Consider the following 14,326-nt stretch of genomic DNA (forward strand, 5'->3'; position numbering starts at 1 on the left):
AAACACCTCTAAAACTGAAATAAATCCATTTGTCTGGGATTCAATTCTGTATAATTAATTTCGAGTAACTCCTGAAATTGTTTAGCATTATCAGCCGCATCTCCTCCAGAATTATTATTAAATAGTGCAGTAATATAAGGAGTTTGCTGTTCAAGCGTCCGGATTCGTTCTGCCCACTCGGTTAATTCTTGCTCATTATAACGATACAGAAAACGGACCTTCCTCCAATCCTTGCGTCCATTTTTATTCCAACCATGTACGTTCCTTCCGTGAAAACGAATTAACGTCTTTGTAGGATGAGTGGGTTCTGCAACTAGAGGAATTGATCCTTCCCCTGCCTGAGGCTCGTCACAGATGGTATGAATCCATTCATGCTCTTTCATAAATGATAAGGTTTGTTCTTTATATTGGGGGTCAAACCATGTCCGGTTTCTAAATTCCAGTGCTAACGGATAAGGTTCGAGCCACTCCTTAAGCATCCGCAGCTTTTTAATATGTTCTTTCTTTACATCAAACCAGGGAGGAAACTGAAATAACAATGCATTAATCTGACCAGCCTCATGCACTGGTTGGATCGACTCTTCATAACGTTTCACCAGGTCTCGAGCTTCCTGCACAGATCTCGATTTTCTGTCATGACCTGTTAGCTGCTGAAATGCCTTAATTACAAAAGAGAACCGATCCGGCGTTTGCTTTAGCCATTTCTGGTAATGGGTGATGGGCTGGATTGCATAAAAGGCTGTATCAACTTCAACAACAGGAAAATGAGAAGCATAACTTGCCAGCTTCTCCTCAGGTCTAATCTGGTCCTGATACAAACCAGGATGATCTCCCCATCCTGTTAACCCAATTTGAATGCTCAAACCTTTTCCCCTCCCTAAGTGAACTTGCAACATCAGTCGCTATTTTTCGCTAAATAGATTGTATCAAAAAACTACCCCCTCTGACGACAAAATTTGTCCAGAGAGGGTAGTTGCTTAAAACAACCCAGTTATCAAACCGGCATCTGTAACATCCATATGTAAAGCAGCAGGTTTCTTAGGGAGCCCTGGCATTGTCATGACATCACCTGTTAAAGCTACAATAAAGCCAGCCCCTACTGATGCTCGCAATTCTCGAACTGTTACTGTAAATCCTTCAGGCCGTCCCAGCAATTCAGGGTCATCCGATAGAGAGTATTGAGTCTTTGCCATACAAATAGGCAGATTGTGATGACCTTCTTTGTATAATTGCAGGAGTTGTTTTCTAGCTTTTTGAGTAAAGTCCACGTGGCTCCCACCATAGATTTTAGTAACAATTTTATGAATCTTCTCCTCAATCGAGTCTTCCAGATCGTAGGTATAAGATAGGGTGCCAGTTTTCTTCTCACAGCCTTCTATGACTTTTCTGGCTAACTCTATACCACCTTCTCCTCCTTTTGAAAAAACATCTGCTAGCGCGACCTCCACACCGTTAGAGTTACACCAGTACAGTAGAAAGTCGAGCTCAGCCTCTGTATCAGTCGGAAATTTGTTGACTGCCACTACGAATGGCAAATTGAATTGCTCAATAGTCTCAATATGTTTCTTTAAATTTGAAATCCCTTGGTTTAGTGCTTCAATATTTTCTTCTTCAAGGTGATTTCTGTCTACCCCGCCATGCATTTTCAATGCTCTTATAGTTGCCACGATCACTACTGCAGCTGGTTCAAATTCCCCTGCACGTGTCTTAATGTCTAAAAATTTCTCTGCTCCTAAGTCCGCGCCAAATCCCGCCTCTGTCACAACATAGTCCGCAAGCTTTGCTGCGATTTTCGTTGCCATTACACTATTACAGCCATGAGCAATATTAGCAAATGGTCCCCCGTGAATTATAGCAGGAGTATTTTCTAACGTTTGAACGAGGTTGGGTTTAATGGCATCCTTCAACAATAAGGTCAAAGCCCCTTCAAATCCGAGTTGGTGGACAGTGACAGGTTCCTTACCGTATGTATAGCCAACAACAATCCGGGACAGCCTCTCCTTTAAATCCTGAAGGTCGTCTGCCAAACAAAGAATCGCCATGATCTCAGAAGCCACTGTAATCGTAAATCCATCTTCACGCGGCACACCTTGCGTCGGACCTCCTAAACCGACATTAACATGTCTTAGAGCTCGATCATTAATATCAAGGACGCGTTTCCATACCACTCTTCTTGGATCAATCTGTAATTCATTCCCTTGGTGGACGTGGTTATCAATAAATGCGGCTAATGCATTATTCGCAGTCGTAATGGCGTGAATATCACCAGTAAAGTGTAGGTTTATTTCCTGCATCGGGACAACTTGCGAATACCCTCCTCCAGCTGCTCCTCCTTTTATTCCCATTGTAGGCCCAAGCGAAGGTTCCCTTAATGCAATAATCGCTTGATGACCTAAACGATTTAAGGCTTGGCCCAAACCGACAGTTACCGTTGATTTCCCTTCACCCGCGGGAGTTGGATTAATGGAAGTTGTTAAAATGACTTGGCCAGCAGGTCTGTCGGATAGTTTATTCAGTAAACCGTCCGATAATTTCGCCTTATAATGCCCATATGGTTCAAAATCATCGGCTTCTAATAACAGCTTTGAAGCAATATTACGAATAGGTTGCATTTCAGCCTCCAGAGCAATATGTATATCTGATTTCATTTTGTCATTTCCCTTCCTTTCCCTTGATTAGTTATAGTATAACTTACATTCAAGAGGAGCTTTAGAGTATTTTCCAAAATAAGATAATTAAATTTTCATACAATTAACATCATACATATTGACTACAATTTCAAGATACGATATATTATTTTATAAGCAAATAAGATGAACGGAATGATAAAGGACAAGGCACTGCCCATAGACACGTTGGTTTTTATTATTCCATGTGTCTATGGGTTTTTTTGTTTATCTTACTTTGTAATTTCCACGTTTTACGTGCAAGATTTAGGAGGATATGTGTTATGCAAAATGGTACAGTAAAATGGTTTAACGCAGAGAAAGGTTATGGATTTATTCAAGTAGAAGGCGGAGACGATGTATTTGTTCATTTTTCTGCAATTCAAGAAGAAGGTTTCAAGTCCCTCGAAGAAGGCCAGGAAGTAAATTTCGAGATTGTCGAAGGGGACCGCGGACCTCAAGCATCTAACGTTGTTAAACAATAAATATTGACTGTAAGCGCCATACTAAAAAGGTTGGCGCTTTTTTTATTGAAATAAGTGAAAAATCACCGTATAATCAATGGCTGTTGCAGCTGTTCTGCAACATTATTCCATGTAAATATAGGAGGATCTCTCGGTGAGTAATGAATGGTTATGGCTTTTATTTGCCCTTTTAAACTTCACCCTGTTACTCGCAATCTACAGGATGTTTGGAAAAACAGGGTTATTCGTATGGATCGGTATGGCAACCGTCATAGCAAATATACAAGTTGTTAAAACGATTGATTTATTTGGCATGACCGCCACATTGGGAAATATTCTGTATGGGACAGCATTTTTGGCAACAGATATCCTAAATGAAAAGTATGGAAAACAAGATGCTAAAAAGGCTGTTTGGATGGGGTTTTCTACATTAATTATTATGACGATTGTGATGCAGTTATCCATTCAGTTTATACCTGCCGAAAGTGATATAGCTCAGCCTGCTCTAATGACTCTATTTGGCATTGCTCCTCAGATTGCTGCGGGCAGCCTATTGGCTTTTATTGTTAGTCAATATTTTGACGTCTGGTTTTATGACAGGTTAAAGAAACTGTTTCCAGGTGATCGCTCACTGTGGATTAGAAACAATGGGAGTACGATGCTCAGTCAGCTCTTAGACACTGCTATTTTTTGCGGGATCGCATTTTACGGTTTGTATCCCTTTGACGTATGGTTTGAAATTTTTCTAACGACGTACTTCATTAAATTTATTGTGGCAGCAATGGACACCCCATTTATGTATGCAGCTAAAAAAATTAACCATAGAGCATCCAATTAGGAGGGGTAGCAAGTGATTGAAGTGTACACGGACGCTTCTACTAAAGGAAATCCTGGACCGAGTGCTGCCGGGATTTATATTAAGCAAAATAAACAGCACTTTGAATATGGAGTATATCTCGGAGAGTATACGAATCACGAAGCAGAGTTTTTGGCCGTTATTAAAGCCCTGGAGATTTGCCAACAATCGTTTGCAGGTGAAATTCTATCAGTAAGATCAGATTCGCAAGTCGTCGTATCTACTGTCGACAAAGGGCATACGAATAATCCAGCTTTTGAGCCGCTGCTGCAACACATCAATCGTTTGCAAGATCCTTTCCCGTTTGTATTTTATAAATGGATTCCGGAAAAAACAAATAAACATGCAGACCGACTCGCGCGGGCTGCGCTTAAGAGAAGCTAACCTAGTTCAAACCCAGGTTAGTTTTTTGATGTTGAATCCAACCCCCGCTCCTCTAATGCTATGTAAGCTGATTTTTTTGAAGTGATTGCAGTCGATGACAGGTGTTCCAATACGCTTATAAAAAAACTAGGATCAAATGTATGCTGAAATTTGAGTGTTTCTTTTAAAGCAAGCATGACCTTCCACTCCTCGACATTCGTTGAGTTCTTTCCGAAATAAATGAAATGGACATCTTCATCTGAAAGCTTAAAGCCTTTTGACCACAAGTCTTCCAGGTAATAAGCCAATGATTCTTTTTGCCTCATAGTATGCTCCTTGTAACAAAATTATCTCAAGAATTGACATTCATCGACAAAATTCTCCTCTGCCTGCATTTCATTATAACAAATTAAAGCCAGGTTGTAGTTACCTGACTGAAATGGAAAGCTAATTGGGTAGTGCACGTTAGATTATTCTTTTTTTCGTTCGAAATTTAGCAACTTCTAACACCGATTGAGCAGAAGGTAAGCCAAACTTAGCTAATACCCAGACCATCAAACCCGTATAGATACATACGATACCTAAGATCAATAACATCATCATTATACCACCTCTAATTGATAATGATTTTCATTAATAATTAGAAGTGTATCAGATACATATTTATATGGCAATCATTCAATTTAAATTTTCAGAACCTTTACGAAGTACTCTCTCTTCCGCCGGAATCCGTATCGCTAATACGAAAAGATGTAGAATGGGAAAAATCAATGCAGTAAGATAAGCATGAAACATTAGAGGAATGAAAAACAATTCCAAAAATACAACAACATAGTTCGGGTGCTTTACATATTTATATGGACCTCTAGAAACAAGCTGCTCTTTAGGAATGACGATAATTCTAGTGTTCCAGCGCTTGCCTAAGCTTGTTATACACCACACTCTAAGAAGCTGGAGAATAAGAAATGAAATAAAAGCAATGGGAAACAGCCAGCTTATTTCATAGTCAACTGCTAGCCATTCCACTAGAATAGCTAAAAAGAATAACGTGTGCAGCCCAATAAATAGCGGGTAATGTCCTGATTCAAATTCGACACCTCCCCGTTTTAGCATCCAGGCTTTATTCGATCGGGCTATCACTAATTCTGCTAATCTTTGAAGAACGATGAGGCCAAATAGTAACGCAAGCATTTAGCTCCACTCCAGACTGACAAGCTCAGATGTAAAGCCAGGGCCTAAGGAAGCCATAATAGAACGTGTTTTTCGTTCAGGATTACTTTTCATAGCTTGCTCAAGCACAAAATGAACGGTAGGTGAGGACATATTACCATGTCCTCTTAAAATATTTCTGGAGTAGTCCAATGCACTCTTAGGGAGATTCAACACCTCTTCATAGGCTTCCAGTACTTTTTTTCCACCCGGATGCGCAACGAGAAAAGGGATTTGCTCCACGTCCCAGTCCATCTGCTGAAGAAAATCTTGTACATGTATAAACCAAAAATTCCGCACTAGGTTTGGAATACTTTTGTTAAATACTACTTCAAATCCTGTGTTCACAACTTTCCAACCCATTACTGACTGACTTTGCGGCTTCGTTCTTGTACTTACATGCTCTATTTTTGGGACAGTAGCGGTTTGGCGCCCAACCAAAGGGGATGCCTCTCCCGCCATTAAAACAGCGGAAGCGCCATCTCCAAACAATGCAGTTCCTACAAAATTGCTCACGCTCGAATCATTGGGCTGAAATGTTAAACTGCAAAGTTCAACACAAACGACTAACACGTTGCTTCTCTTAGCTCCTTCCAAGTATTCATGAGCTTTAGCAATTGCACTAGTTCCTCCTGCACAACCAAGTCCAAATATTGGAGTCCGTTTGATTGATTGTTTGCACCCTAACTGGTCGATTAGATAGGCATCAAGCGTAGGGGTTGAAATACCTGTAGAGGAAACGACAATCATATGATCGATCAGATTTGGATCTATTGCTTGCGTAAGAAACTCTTGGCTGCTCAAACATTTTCTAATCGCCTGTTCACAATACCAGAGAGCACTAGCTTGGTAGAGATCGTTACTTTCTTTCAGCGAATGGTCATTTTCATACCAGGACAATTCAGCTGATAATTGACGCCGCTCTATATCAGCATGTTCAAAGATCGGCATCAGCCTATTTTTCTCATGATTTGACATGGGAAAAACACGATGAACAAGCTTTTGAATTTCTGACTGTGTATAATGATAATCAGCGGTTTGAATACCTGTTGAAAGTATGTAGGACATGTGAACACCTCTTTTTACCTTAAGGTGCCCTATTTAGTGATATTTATAATTTAAAAACCGTATATAGTCATTCCTCCATCAACAAAAAGAGTCTGTCCTGTCATATAGTTCCCAGCATCGGATGCTAAAAAAACGGCAGCACCAGTGATTTCTTCAAGTTTCCCGATACGTTTTAAAGGTGTTCTGTCTAAAATATCCGCTACATAATCTTCGTCTTTTAGTAACTGTTCTGTTAATGCGGTTTCAAAATACCATGGACCGATCGCGTTCACATTAATCTGATCTGACCCCCACTCCATTGCCAGGTTTTTGGTCATTTGGATTAATGCACTTTTGGTCATGGCATAAACAACACCTGTCCTTAAAGCGGTATGGCCGCCTACTGAAGAGATATTAATAATTTTACCCCTTTTCACCTGCTTCATAGTTTTAGCAGCATATTGAGCTAAGAAAAAGGCGCTTTTCATATTGGTAGAAATAATCTTCTCCCACTCTGCTTCTGATACATCCTCTGCCAGACTTCTAATATTCATCCCGGCATTATTTACCCATATGTCGAGTGAACGGCCATCACGAATTTTGTCTACTGCTTCGATGATGCTTTCATAGTCGTTGACGTCAGCTTGTACAGTCCAAGCTTTCTGCCCATAGAATTCTATTTCACTTTTTGTGTTTAGTAAGTCCTGTTTACTTCTGGCAATTATTATTACATCTGCCCCGGATTGAGCAAAAGATATGGCTGTAGCCCGTCCGATCCCTTTTGTTCCACCTGTGACGACAGCTAAGTTGTTATCTAATCTGAAATTTGGTAAGTACATAGGAAACCTCCTGAAACTGAATATTCAATATTTTTTTACTTTTTTCCTAATTCTTTACATTTACAATAGTTACCATTACACTGTATTTTGTGAAGATTATAAAAAGGGGGAAACAGAATGAAGAAATGGTTGTTTGCTATCGGATTGACCGCTGCATTAGTTTTGGCTGGCTGCGGAAGCTCTTCTTCAGAAGAAAAAAGCACTTCAGGTGCGGAAGAAACGAGCAGTCAGGAAAATAAAAGCAATGAAAAGGCCGTAAAGAAAGAAATACTTAATGAACAAATGAACATGGCAAATACTTTCAGACCGCAACATTCAAAAATTGCCAACTATTTAACGCTTGCTGCTGATGAAGAGTCCACTACAGAAGCTATAAAAACAGCAGGCAAAGAAGCGATAACAGCATCAGAAAAAGCAGCAGAATTAGCTGAATCTTACAAAATCAAATCTGACCTTCCAGAAAAAATTAAAGCTCAATATGAGGAGGCACTACCTTCTCTTCAAGCTTACTATTCCGAAGTAGGAAAAGCTCTCAATAAGAGTATAGAGAATCCCGACTTTACTACGGCCAACGAAAAGTTCGATAAATTTCAACAGAAACTTGATGGTGTATATAAAGACGCAGGACTCCTTGCAACTGATTTAATGGGAGAGTTTTCATAATAAGTGTACCCGGCTGTTGCCTGAAACAGCCGGGTTTTTTATTTATAACTTATATATTTCCTGATATTTGTTCGTTAAATAGCTAACTAAGTAGTCAGGATTTAAACCCTCGCCTGTCACATCATTAATTATTTCTAGCGGTTTTTTCATTTTTCCGAATCTATGGATGCGTTCTGTCAGCCATTGTTGAATTTGTTTGAAATCTCCTTTTTGAATCACATCATTGAAAGATATTTCCTGCTTCATTGTATGATGAAGTTGGGCTGCATACATATAGCCTAGGGAATAAGAAGGGAAATACCCAAAATCCCCACCAGACCAGTGAATGTCCTGCAAAATCCCTTCTGAGTCATTTTGAGGTGTAACACCGAGATAATCCCGCATTTTCTCATTCCATAAACCTGGTAAATCTTTCACTTCGATTTCACCGCCAATTAACGCTTTTTCCAGCTCATAGCGAATCATAATATGCAGAGAATAAGTAAGCTCATCGGCCTCGATTCTGATCATGGAGGGTTTTACTTCATTTACAGCTCTATAGAAGTCCTCTAGGCTGATGGAAGAAAATCGATCGGGCGCGTGTCTTTTGAACAACTCATAGTGATTTTGCCAAAATGGCTTACTTCTCGCAACTAAATTTTCCCAAAATAGTGATTGAGATTCATGAATCCCCATAGAGGTTCCGGTGGCAAGGGGAGTAAATGCTAAGGCTGGATCAATATTTTGCTCATAAAGGGCGTGTCCTCCTTCGTGAATTGTACCGAATACAGCCGTCCGAAAGTCTTTTTCATCATATTTTGTCGTTACACGAACATCATTAGAATTTAGACCAATTGCAAAAGGATGAACAGTTTCATCTAAACGTCCAGCCTCAAAGTTATAACCCATATGTTCTAAGATTTCGTAGCTGAATGCTTCTTGTTTGTCTTTAGGAAAATGCCCCTTTAATAAAGAAGGGTCAGGTTGGTCTGTCGCCTGATTAATTTGTTCCAGCAATTCAGTTAAAGCTTTGCGAACCTTCGGAAAAACTTGATCGAGCACCTCAACCGTTACCCCTGGTTCATAATTGTGAAGCAGGGCGTCATACTTATGATGATCATAACCCCAGTAGTCTGCAAAACGACGGTTATACGAGACAAGCTTCTCTAAGTATGGCTGGAAACCTTTGAAATCATTAGATTCTTTTGCTTCAGCCCATATAGATTCTGCTTTGGATTGTAACGTCACATATGCTTTGTACTCTTCTACAGGGACTTTCACGGTTCGTTCGTAGGTTTCTCTGGCCTCTTCGACGGCTTTGTTTACTATCGGATCTGTTGAAGCATCAGTCAGAGCATCTAAGTACTCTTTCATTTTTTCCGATGTTTGTATTTCATGGACTTTTTGAGATAACACACCAATTACTTCTGATCGTTGATCGACTGCTCTTTTAGGTGCTTTTGTGCGCAAATCCCAAGCCATTAGTCCAATTGCTTCTTCATAAGAGGCTTGTTCTTTAAGCAGATTCTTAAACTCTTGTTCAATTGACTGGCTCATAACTCTCCCCCTATTAACTTGCCGGATTTCAAGCTGTTAAATCATTAATGACAAATTGGAGGGACATTGATTACCCTCACTTTTTAATAAAGCGATTATTTCACCTTTTTTCCAAAGTACTGGTAGTAATCTGTTTTAATGAAACCATTAAAGAGCTTACGCTTCTTCGTGGCCTTCTTCCCATATATCGATTCAAAGTTTTCATGAGAAGTGAGGATGTACGTGCTCCAAGACGGATAATCTCTCATGATCACACCTAAATCACGGTACATCTCTTCGACTTCCGGTCGTTCCCCCATTCTTTCACCATAAGGAGGATTGGATATCAGATAACCATTTTCCTGTCTCGGGCGAAAATCCTTCACTTGCATTTGCTTCCATTTTACAAGGTCACCAAGTCCTGCTTCGATGGCATTGTTCTCTGCAATTTGAATCATGTCGTGGCTAATATCAGATCCGGTAATAGCTAACGGTTGATCATAATTAGCAAAATCCTCAGCTTCCTCGAAAGCCTGATCCCAATAATTTTGTGATACAAACTCCCAGTTTTCTGATGCGAATTCTCGATTGAAGCCAGGCGCAATATTTTGACCGATTAGCGCCGCCTCTATCGCAATCGTTCCTGACCCACAAAAAGGATCCACAAATGGCTCGTCTGGATGCCAATTAGTGATTTGAATTAATGCCGCTGCCAACGTTTCCTTCAAAGGGGCCTCCCCTTGACCGACACGGTAGCCTCGTTTGTGTAAGCCGCTTCCTGATGTATCAAGAGTAAGCAAGGCTTCATCTTTATGTATGGCAATTTCAACGCGGTAAAAGTCACCCGTTTCCTTTAAAATAGAAGCTACCCCATATTTTTTCTTTAACCTTTCAACAATCGCTTTTTTAACGATTGATTGGCAATCGGGCACACTATAAAGTTTAGATTTAACTGACTTACCAACAACCGGGAATTCTCCATCTTCAGAGATAAATGCCTCCCAGGGAAGGGCTTTTGTTTTTTCAAACAATTCATCAAAGCTGAAGGCTTTAAATCTGCCAACTAGCAGCTTTACACGATCAGCTGTCCGAAGCCATAAGTTAGCACGGGGAATGGCAGATACAGGGGCAGTAAATACAACACGGCCGTTCTCTACTTGTACATCTTCATATCCTAAAGTACGAACTTCCCGTGCAACAATTGCCTCAAGTCCCATTGCAGCTGTTGCAATCAAAGTTACATTTTGTGACATGATGTTCCTCCTATAAGTAAAAATAAAAACACCCTTCCTCCTAGCATGTTGGCTTAAGAAAAAGGGTGTTATTTCATGTTGATTCATTGACCTTTGAATACTCTGTAAGCCATGTTCTGTTCCATCGTACTGCAAACGGCGGTCAACCTCGTACTCCGGTGGTAACCATCTATCTGCCGCTGATCGCGGCCTTTCATCAGGTTGAATTCCCTTCAAAAAGTGCCCCTACCTTAATTTGGGTTGCTCGCTCGTGGGGTTTACCTCGTTCCACCCAAAATATTTCTATTTTGGCTCCGTCACTGTGGCACTTTAAAGGTAGCGACACCCTATCCTATAAGGACTTAGGTGTCTTCCCTGCCGTTAACTTAGAAGTTACCCTGACTTATGGTTTCGTCAGGCACGAACACTACAAACATCTCAGTTTGTGCGAGCATGGACTTTCCTCTGCCTCACAAAAAGTAAAGCAGCGATTACCCGAGTATTCAAATGTGCATCATTCTTATGCGTGGCTCGTTAAACAGTCACGTTCTTATAGTATAGCAAATAGAACTTGGGCTGTCACCCGGTAATAATAGGAATTTATTCTTCTGCATACTTCTTACCAAAAACCGCCTTTTCCAAGTTAGACACTCGCTTTAAGATATCATAATTAACTTGATGATTATTATTCGTTACCTGTCTTGATCGCTGCGGCGGTGCCGCTTCTCTTGTCGGCGATTTCTTTAAGCGGTCATTTTCCTGGATCAGTCTGTCTATCTCTTTGTTAAATGTTTCATAATCCTGAATCACTTGATCCAGGAATTCATCCACTTCTTCCTGATTGTACCCACGCATAGACGTCTTAAAGTCTTTTTCTAATATCGTTTTTCCATCCAAATTAAACTTCTCATCACTCATTGCTCTCACCTCTGTTCAACACATTACTTATATTTTTTCAAAAGCTGGCTTCAATGTCAATTTAATCCGCGTTAAATTTACTAATTATTGACTCCAGAATTCCGGATTTCTCATGCGTAACTCTTCGACTGTTTCTTCTAAATCTACTGGAGTTATGTAGATTAGATCATAGGAATGATGTTCTAAATAAGTTTGGACAAGGTTCAGGAAATATTGCGGTGTCCCAGGCGTATCCTCATCATAAAGTATCATACAGCCATCTGAATGTTCGATAAGGAATTGATCCCTGGCACGGAATTGGTATGGTCCTTCATATTCCTTCTCATAAATGGGCTTATAAAAATCAGCTAGTTCTGTAATTTTATCATAAACAAGCTGAAGTTGATCAGGCCATTTGGAATGTTGGTTCTGAAAGGGGGGGATGACACCAAGCTTGATGGGATATTCCTCTTTAAGATCTACTATAACTTCCGCTGCCCAGAGCTCCACGCCCATCTGACCAGAAAGAATTATCCACTCAAGACCTTCTTCTATTAATTGAACCAACCTTTTCTTGATCGTTTCCTTTACAAAATCAACTTTAGGATCATCGTGTTTGAAAATACCCATTTCCATAGGCTTGTACCCGGTTAAAACCATTGTTCTCATGTCATCACTCTCCCTCCCTATTGTATGATAGTTTTTCCTAATATTACACCCTTAATTTCCTGGATAAAAATAAGCCACTAAACAAATTAGTGGCTTATACTTTATTCCTCTGGCATGTTAAATGGCTGAGGGGGCATAGGAATGGATGGCATAGAATCCATTTGTCCCTGCATTTGCCCCTGAGACATTCCCATAGGTTCTTGTTCCATTTGGGCATCCATCCAGTTATAGCCCTGAGGTTCCATACCTTGAGGCATATAATAATCCTCTACATTATAATTATTCGTTTGTGAAACGGTGTGAGGGAAGTAATGATAATTATTTAATAAATGATGATTTTGTATCGTCAAATGGGAGGGGTGGATATGGTCCATATTCTCCACAAAGTAATTATCTTGAACACAATGATGCATTGGGTAAATAACCGGACGGCAGTGTCTCACATGAGGACATTGATGATGATACATTCGTAAATCACTCCCTTATATCTTTTCCTAACAGCCTATGTCACAAATACTGAGATTGTACTGGGCATATACCCGAATATCTACAATTATCGAACAAAAACTATACAATCAAAAAAAGACTGTCCATCTATAGACAGTCTTTCAAGTTATTTCGTTTCTTCCTGCAAATCCTTAGAAGAAAATGAGAATGGCAGCAACTCTTCCATAGAGACCGTTCTTGTATTTCCATGAAGGTTAGTTGTATGAATCTTACCATCTGGATTAAAAAACTCACTCATAACCTGACGACAGGCTCCACATGGAGGAACCGGACGCTCCGTATCTGCAACGACAGCTATCTCCTTAAACTCATGATGGCCATCAGCTATAGCTTTAAATATCGCTACCCGTTCAGCACAACAAGTTACAGGATATGCTGCATTCTCAATATTACAGCCTGTATATAAGGTACCATCCATCGTAAGCAAGGATGCTCCTACCTTAAACTTGGAATAAGGAACATAGGCTCTTTCTCTTATTGCTTTGGCTTCTTGTATTAATTTTGCTTTGTTCAATCAGGTTCCCTCCCTCATATTGGGAAGACTATTATAAAAGATTGCACACGCTTTGTAAAGCGGTTTCACGTTGTTTTACCGCTATTTTTCCAAATCATTCAAGACCATATCCAGAACATAGTGGGAAGATTGATGCAGTTCTTTAAAACGCTTCCTTTCTACATCATGATAATAACTGTGTAATATCAACATTTCTATATTTTCATGGGTCGATTTCACCTGATTGGGATGCACAGATACACTTCGACTTTTCACAAATTCCTCGGCTTCTTCTAACCATTGACTCGTCAACTCAAACATGGGAGCCGTTTCGCTTTTTACTTTATGAAAAAATTCCAAGCTTTTTGTATCTGCTGGATCCTCTGCTTTTATAAATTGCTCATGAAGATCATCAATCATCTGTTTAATCTTTATGGTCGTTTCTTGAAGTGACATTTATTTTCCAACACCTTTTTCTTCAACCATACCATTTATAAGCTGCTTTAATCAAAAGCTTACCCTGCAGATCTACGTCTGGCAGATGCTACATACTTTTTTACGTGTAGTTGCTGTTGTTCTTTTCTTACCTCTTTTAACTGATCACGCAGGCGTAAGACTTCCTCTTTAAAGAGATCAATCTCTTTACGGTGTGATACTGCCATTGTAAACACCGCTTCATCCGCTTTAAGAGAGATTCTTTTTTCCATCTGGGAGAACTTGTTCCTCAACAGGTCCAGCTGCTCTTCGTACAAGGCCATGGAAACAACAGATTGTTTATCCATTCATTATCCTCCTTTAAAAGCTTGTTAAGGTTAAAATTCTCCATGCCCTGCATAACTCCTTCCCACATGACAAGACTAGAACTAATGCTACAAAACAACTTACCTTACGTAAGGTATCGACAAC

19 protein-coding genes and 1 other RNA gene are annotated in these 14,326 nt (G+C 39.9%); 4 read left to right on the forward strand and 16 right to left on the reverse strand.

Annotated features, from left to right (window positions below; translation table 11 throughout):
- Positions 1 to 8 precede the first annotated feature (8 nt).
- Positions 9 to 863, reverse strand: coding sequence for a DUF72 domain-containing protein (locus tag B5354_RS17495; RefSeq protein ID WP_079530079.1), 855 nt, complete (start codon positions 861 to 863; stop codon positions 9 to 11).
- A 114-nt stretch (positions 864 to 977) separates the two neighbouring features.
- Positions 978 to 2,648, reverse strand: a complete 1,671-nt coding sequence (locus tag B5354_RS17500; protein WP_079530080.1) for a formate--tetrahydrofolate ligase — start codon at positions 2,646 to 2,648, stop codon at positions 978 to 980.
- Between the two features lie 302 nt (positions 2,649 to 2,950).
- Here B5354_RS17500 and cspD point away from each other — a divergent pair, with 302 nt between their 5' ends.
- The 3 genes from cspD (at position 2,951) to B5354_RS17515 (ending at position 4,370) form a co-directional block, all read left to right on the forward strand.
- Positions 2,951 to 3,151, forward strand: coding sequence for a cold-shock protein CspD (gene cspD, locus B5354_RS17505; RefSeq protein WP_079530081.1), 201 nt, complete (start codon positions 2,951 to 2,953; stop codon positions 3,149 to 3,151).
- 133 nt (positions 3,152 to 3,284) lie between these two features.
- A complete protein-coding gene (locus tag B5354_RS17510; RefSeq protein ID WP_079530082.1) occupies positions 3,285 to 3,968 on the forward strand; it encodes a queuosine precursor transporter in 684 nt (227 codons plus the stop codon).
- A 12-nt stretch (positions 3,969 to 3,980) separates the two neighbouring features.
- Positions 3,981 to 4,370, forward strand: a complete 390-nt coding sequence (locus B5354_RS17515) for a ribonuclease HI family protein (protein ID WP_079530083.1) — start codon at positions 3,981 to 3,983, stop codon at positions 4,368 to 4,370.
- A 17-nt stretch (positions 4,371 to 4,387) separates the two neighbouring features.
- Here the strand turns inward: B5354_RS17515 and B5354_RS17520 are convergent, their stop codons facing one another.
- The 5 genes from B5354_RS17520 to B5354_RS17535 form a co-directional block, all read right to left on the reverse strand.
- Complete coding sequence (locus tag B5354_RS17520; protein ID WP_079530084.1) at positions 4,388 to 4,675, reverse strand: DUF6123 family protein; 288 nt, start codon at positions 4,673 to 4,675, stop codon at positions 4,388 to 4,390.
- 139 nt (positions 4,676 to 4,814) lie between these two features.
- Positions 4,815 to 4,949, reverse strand: a complete 135-nt coding sequence (locus tag B5354_RS20940) for a hypothetical protein (protein WP_281252763.1) — start codon at positions 4,947 to 4,949, stop codon at positions 4,815 to 4,817.
- A gap of 78 nt (positions 4,950 to 5,027) precedes the next feature.
- Positions 5,028 to 5,540, reverse strand: coding sequence for an isoprenylcysteine carboxyl methyltransferase family protein (locus B5354_RS17525; RefSeq protein WP_079530085.1), 513 nt, complete (start codon positions 5,538 to 5,540; stop codon positions 5,028 to 5,030).
- Complete coding sequence (locus tag B5354_RS17530) at positions 5,541 to 6,626, reverse strand: type III polyketide synthase (RefSeq protein WP_079530086.1); 1,086 nt, start codon at positions 6,624 to 6,626, stop codon at positions 5,541 to 5,543. It abuts the gene before it with no gap.
- Positions 6,627 to 6,676: 50 nt separating this feature from the next.
- The gene (locus tag B5354_RS17535; RefSeq protein ID WP_079530087.1) at positions 6,677 to 7,444 is read right to left on the reverse strand and encodes an SDR family NAD(P)-dependent oxidoreductase; all 768 of its coding nucleotides are present in this window, start codon (positions 7,442 to 7,444) and stop codon (positions 6,677 to 6,679) included.
- A 117-nt stretch (positions 7,445 to 7,561) separates the two neighbouring features.
- On the opposite strand from B5354_RS17535, the gene B5354_RS17540 reads away from it, so the two are divergent.
- Entirely contained in the window at positions 7,562 to 8,107 is a 546-nt protein-coding gene (locus tag B5354_RS17540; protein ID WP_079530088.1) for a hypothetical protein, read from the forward strand.
- Positions 8,108 to 8,149: 42 nt separating this feature from the next.
- Here B5354_RS17540 and B5354_RS17545 read toward each other — a convergent pair whose 3' ends face one another.
- The 9 genes from B5354_RS17545 to B5354_RS17585 form a co-directional block, all read right to left on the reverse strand.
- On the reverse strand, positions 8,150 to 9,643 hold the full coding sequence (locus B5354_RS17545) for a carboxypeptidase M32 (RefSeq protein WP_079530089.1): 1,494 nt from the start codon (positions 9,641 to 9,643) through the stop codon (positions 8,150 to 8,152).
- A gap of 95 nt (positions 9,644 to 9,738) precedes the next feature.
- The gene (locus B5354_RS17550; protein ID WP_079530090.1) at positions 9,739 to 10,875 is read right to left on the reverse strand and encodes a THUMP domain-containing class I SAM-dependent RNA methyltransferase; all 1,137 of its coding nucleotides are present in this window, start codon (positions 10,873 to 10,875) and stop codon (positions 9,739 to 9,741) included.
- Positions 10,876 to 10,975: 100 nt separating this feature from the next.
- Positions 10,976 to 11,357, reverse strand: an RNA gene (gene rnpB / locus B5354_RS17555) — RNase P RNA component class B.
- Positions 11,358 to 11,454: 97 nt separating this feature from the next.
- Entirely contained in the window at positions 11,455 to 11,772 is a 318-nt protein-coding gene (gene gpsB / locus B5354_RS17560) for a cell division regulator GpsB (RefSeq protein WP_079530091.1), read from the reverse strand.
- Between the two features lie 84 nt (positions 11,773 to 11,856).
- Entirely contained in the window at positions 11,857 to 12,420 is a 564-nt protein-coding gene (locus B5354_RS17565) for an SLOG family protein (protein ID WP_079530092.1), read from the reverse strand.
- A gap of 101 nt (positions 12,421 to 12,521) precedes the next feature.
- Positions 12,522 to 12,887 carry a CotD family spore coat protein gene (locus tag B5354_RS17570; RefSeq protein ID WP_079530093.1) on the reverse strand — a complete coding sequence of 122 codons (366 nt, stop codon included), beginning with the start codon at positions 12,885 to 12,887 and terminating at the stop codon, positions 12,522 to 12,524.
- A 146-nt stretch (positions 12,888 to 13,033) separates the two neighbouring features.
- The gene (gene cdd / locus B5354_RS17575) at positions 13,034 to 13,441 is read right to left on the reverse strand and encodes a cytidine deaminase (RefSeq protein ID WP_079530094.1); all 408 of its coding nucleotides are present in this window, start codon (positions 13,439 to 13,441) and stop codon (positions 13,034 to 13,036) included.
- Positions 13,442 to 13,522: 81 nt separating this feature from the next.
- Complete coding sequence (locus B5354_RS17580; protein ID WP_079530095.1) at positions 13,523 to 13,876, reverse strand: DUF1798 family protein; 354 nt, start codon at positions 13,874 to 13,876, stop codon at positions 13,523 to 13,525.
- A gap of 59 nt (positions 13,877 to 13,935) precedes the next feature.
- The gene (locus B5354_RS17585; protein ID WP_079530096.1) at positions 13,936 to 14,202 is read right to left on the reverse strand and encodes a hypothetical protein; all 267 of its coding nucleotides are present in this window, start codon (positions 14,200 to 14,202) and stop codon (positions 13,936 to 13,938) included.
- Positions 14,203 to 14,326: the final 124 nt, after the last annotated feature.

It is taken from the genome of Halobacillus hunanensis (assembly GCF_900166655.1).
GTDB classification, from domain to species: Bacteria; Bacillota; Bacilli; order Bacillales; family Halobacillaceae; genus Halobacillus_A; species Halobacillus_A hunanensis.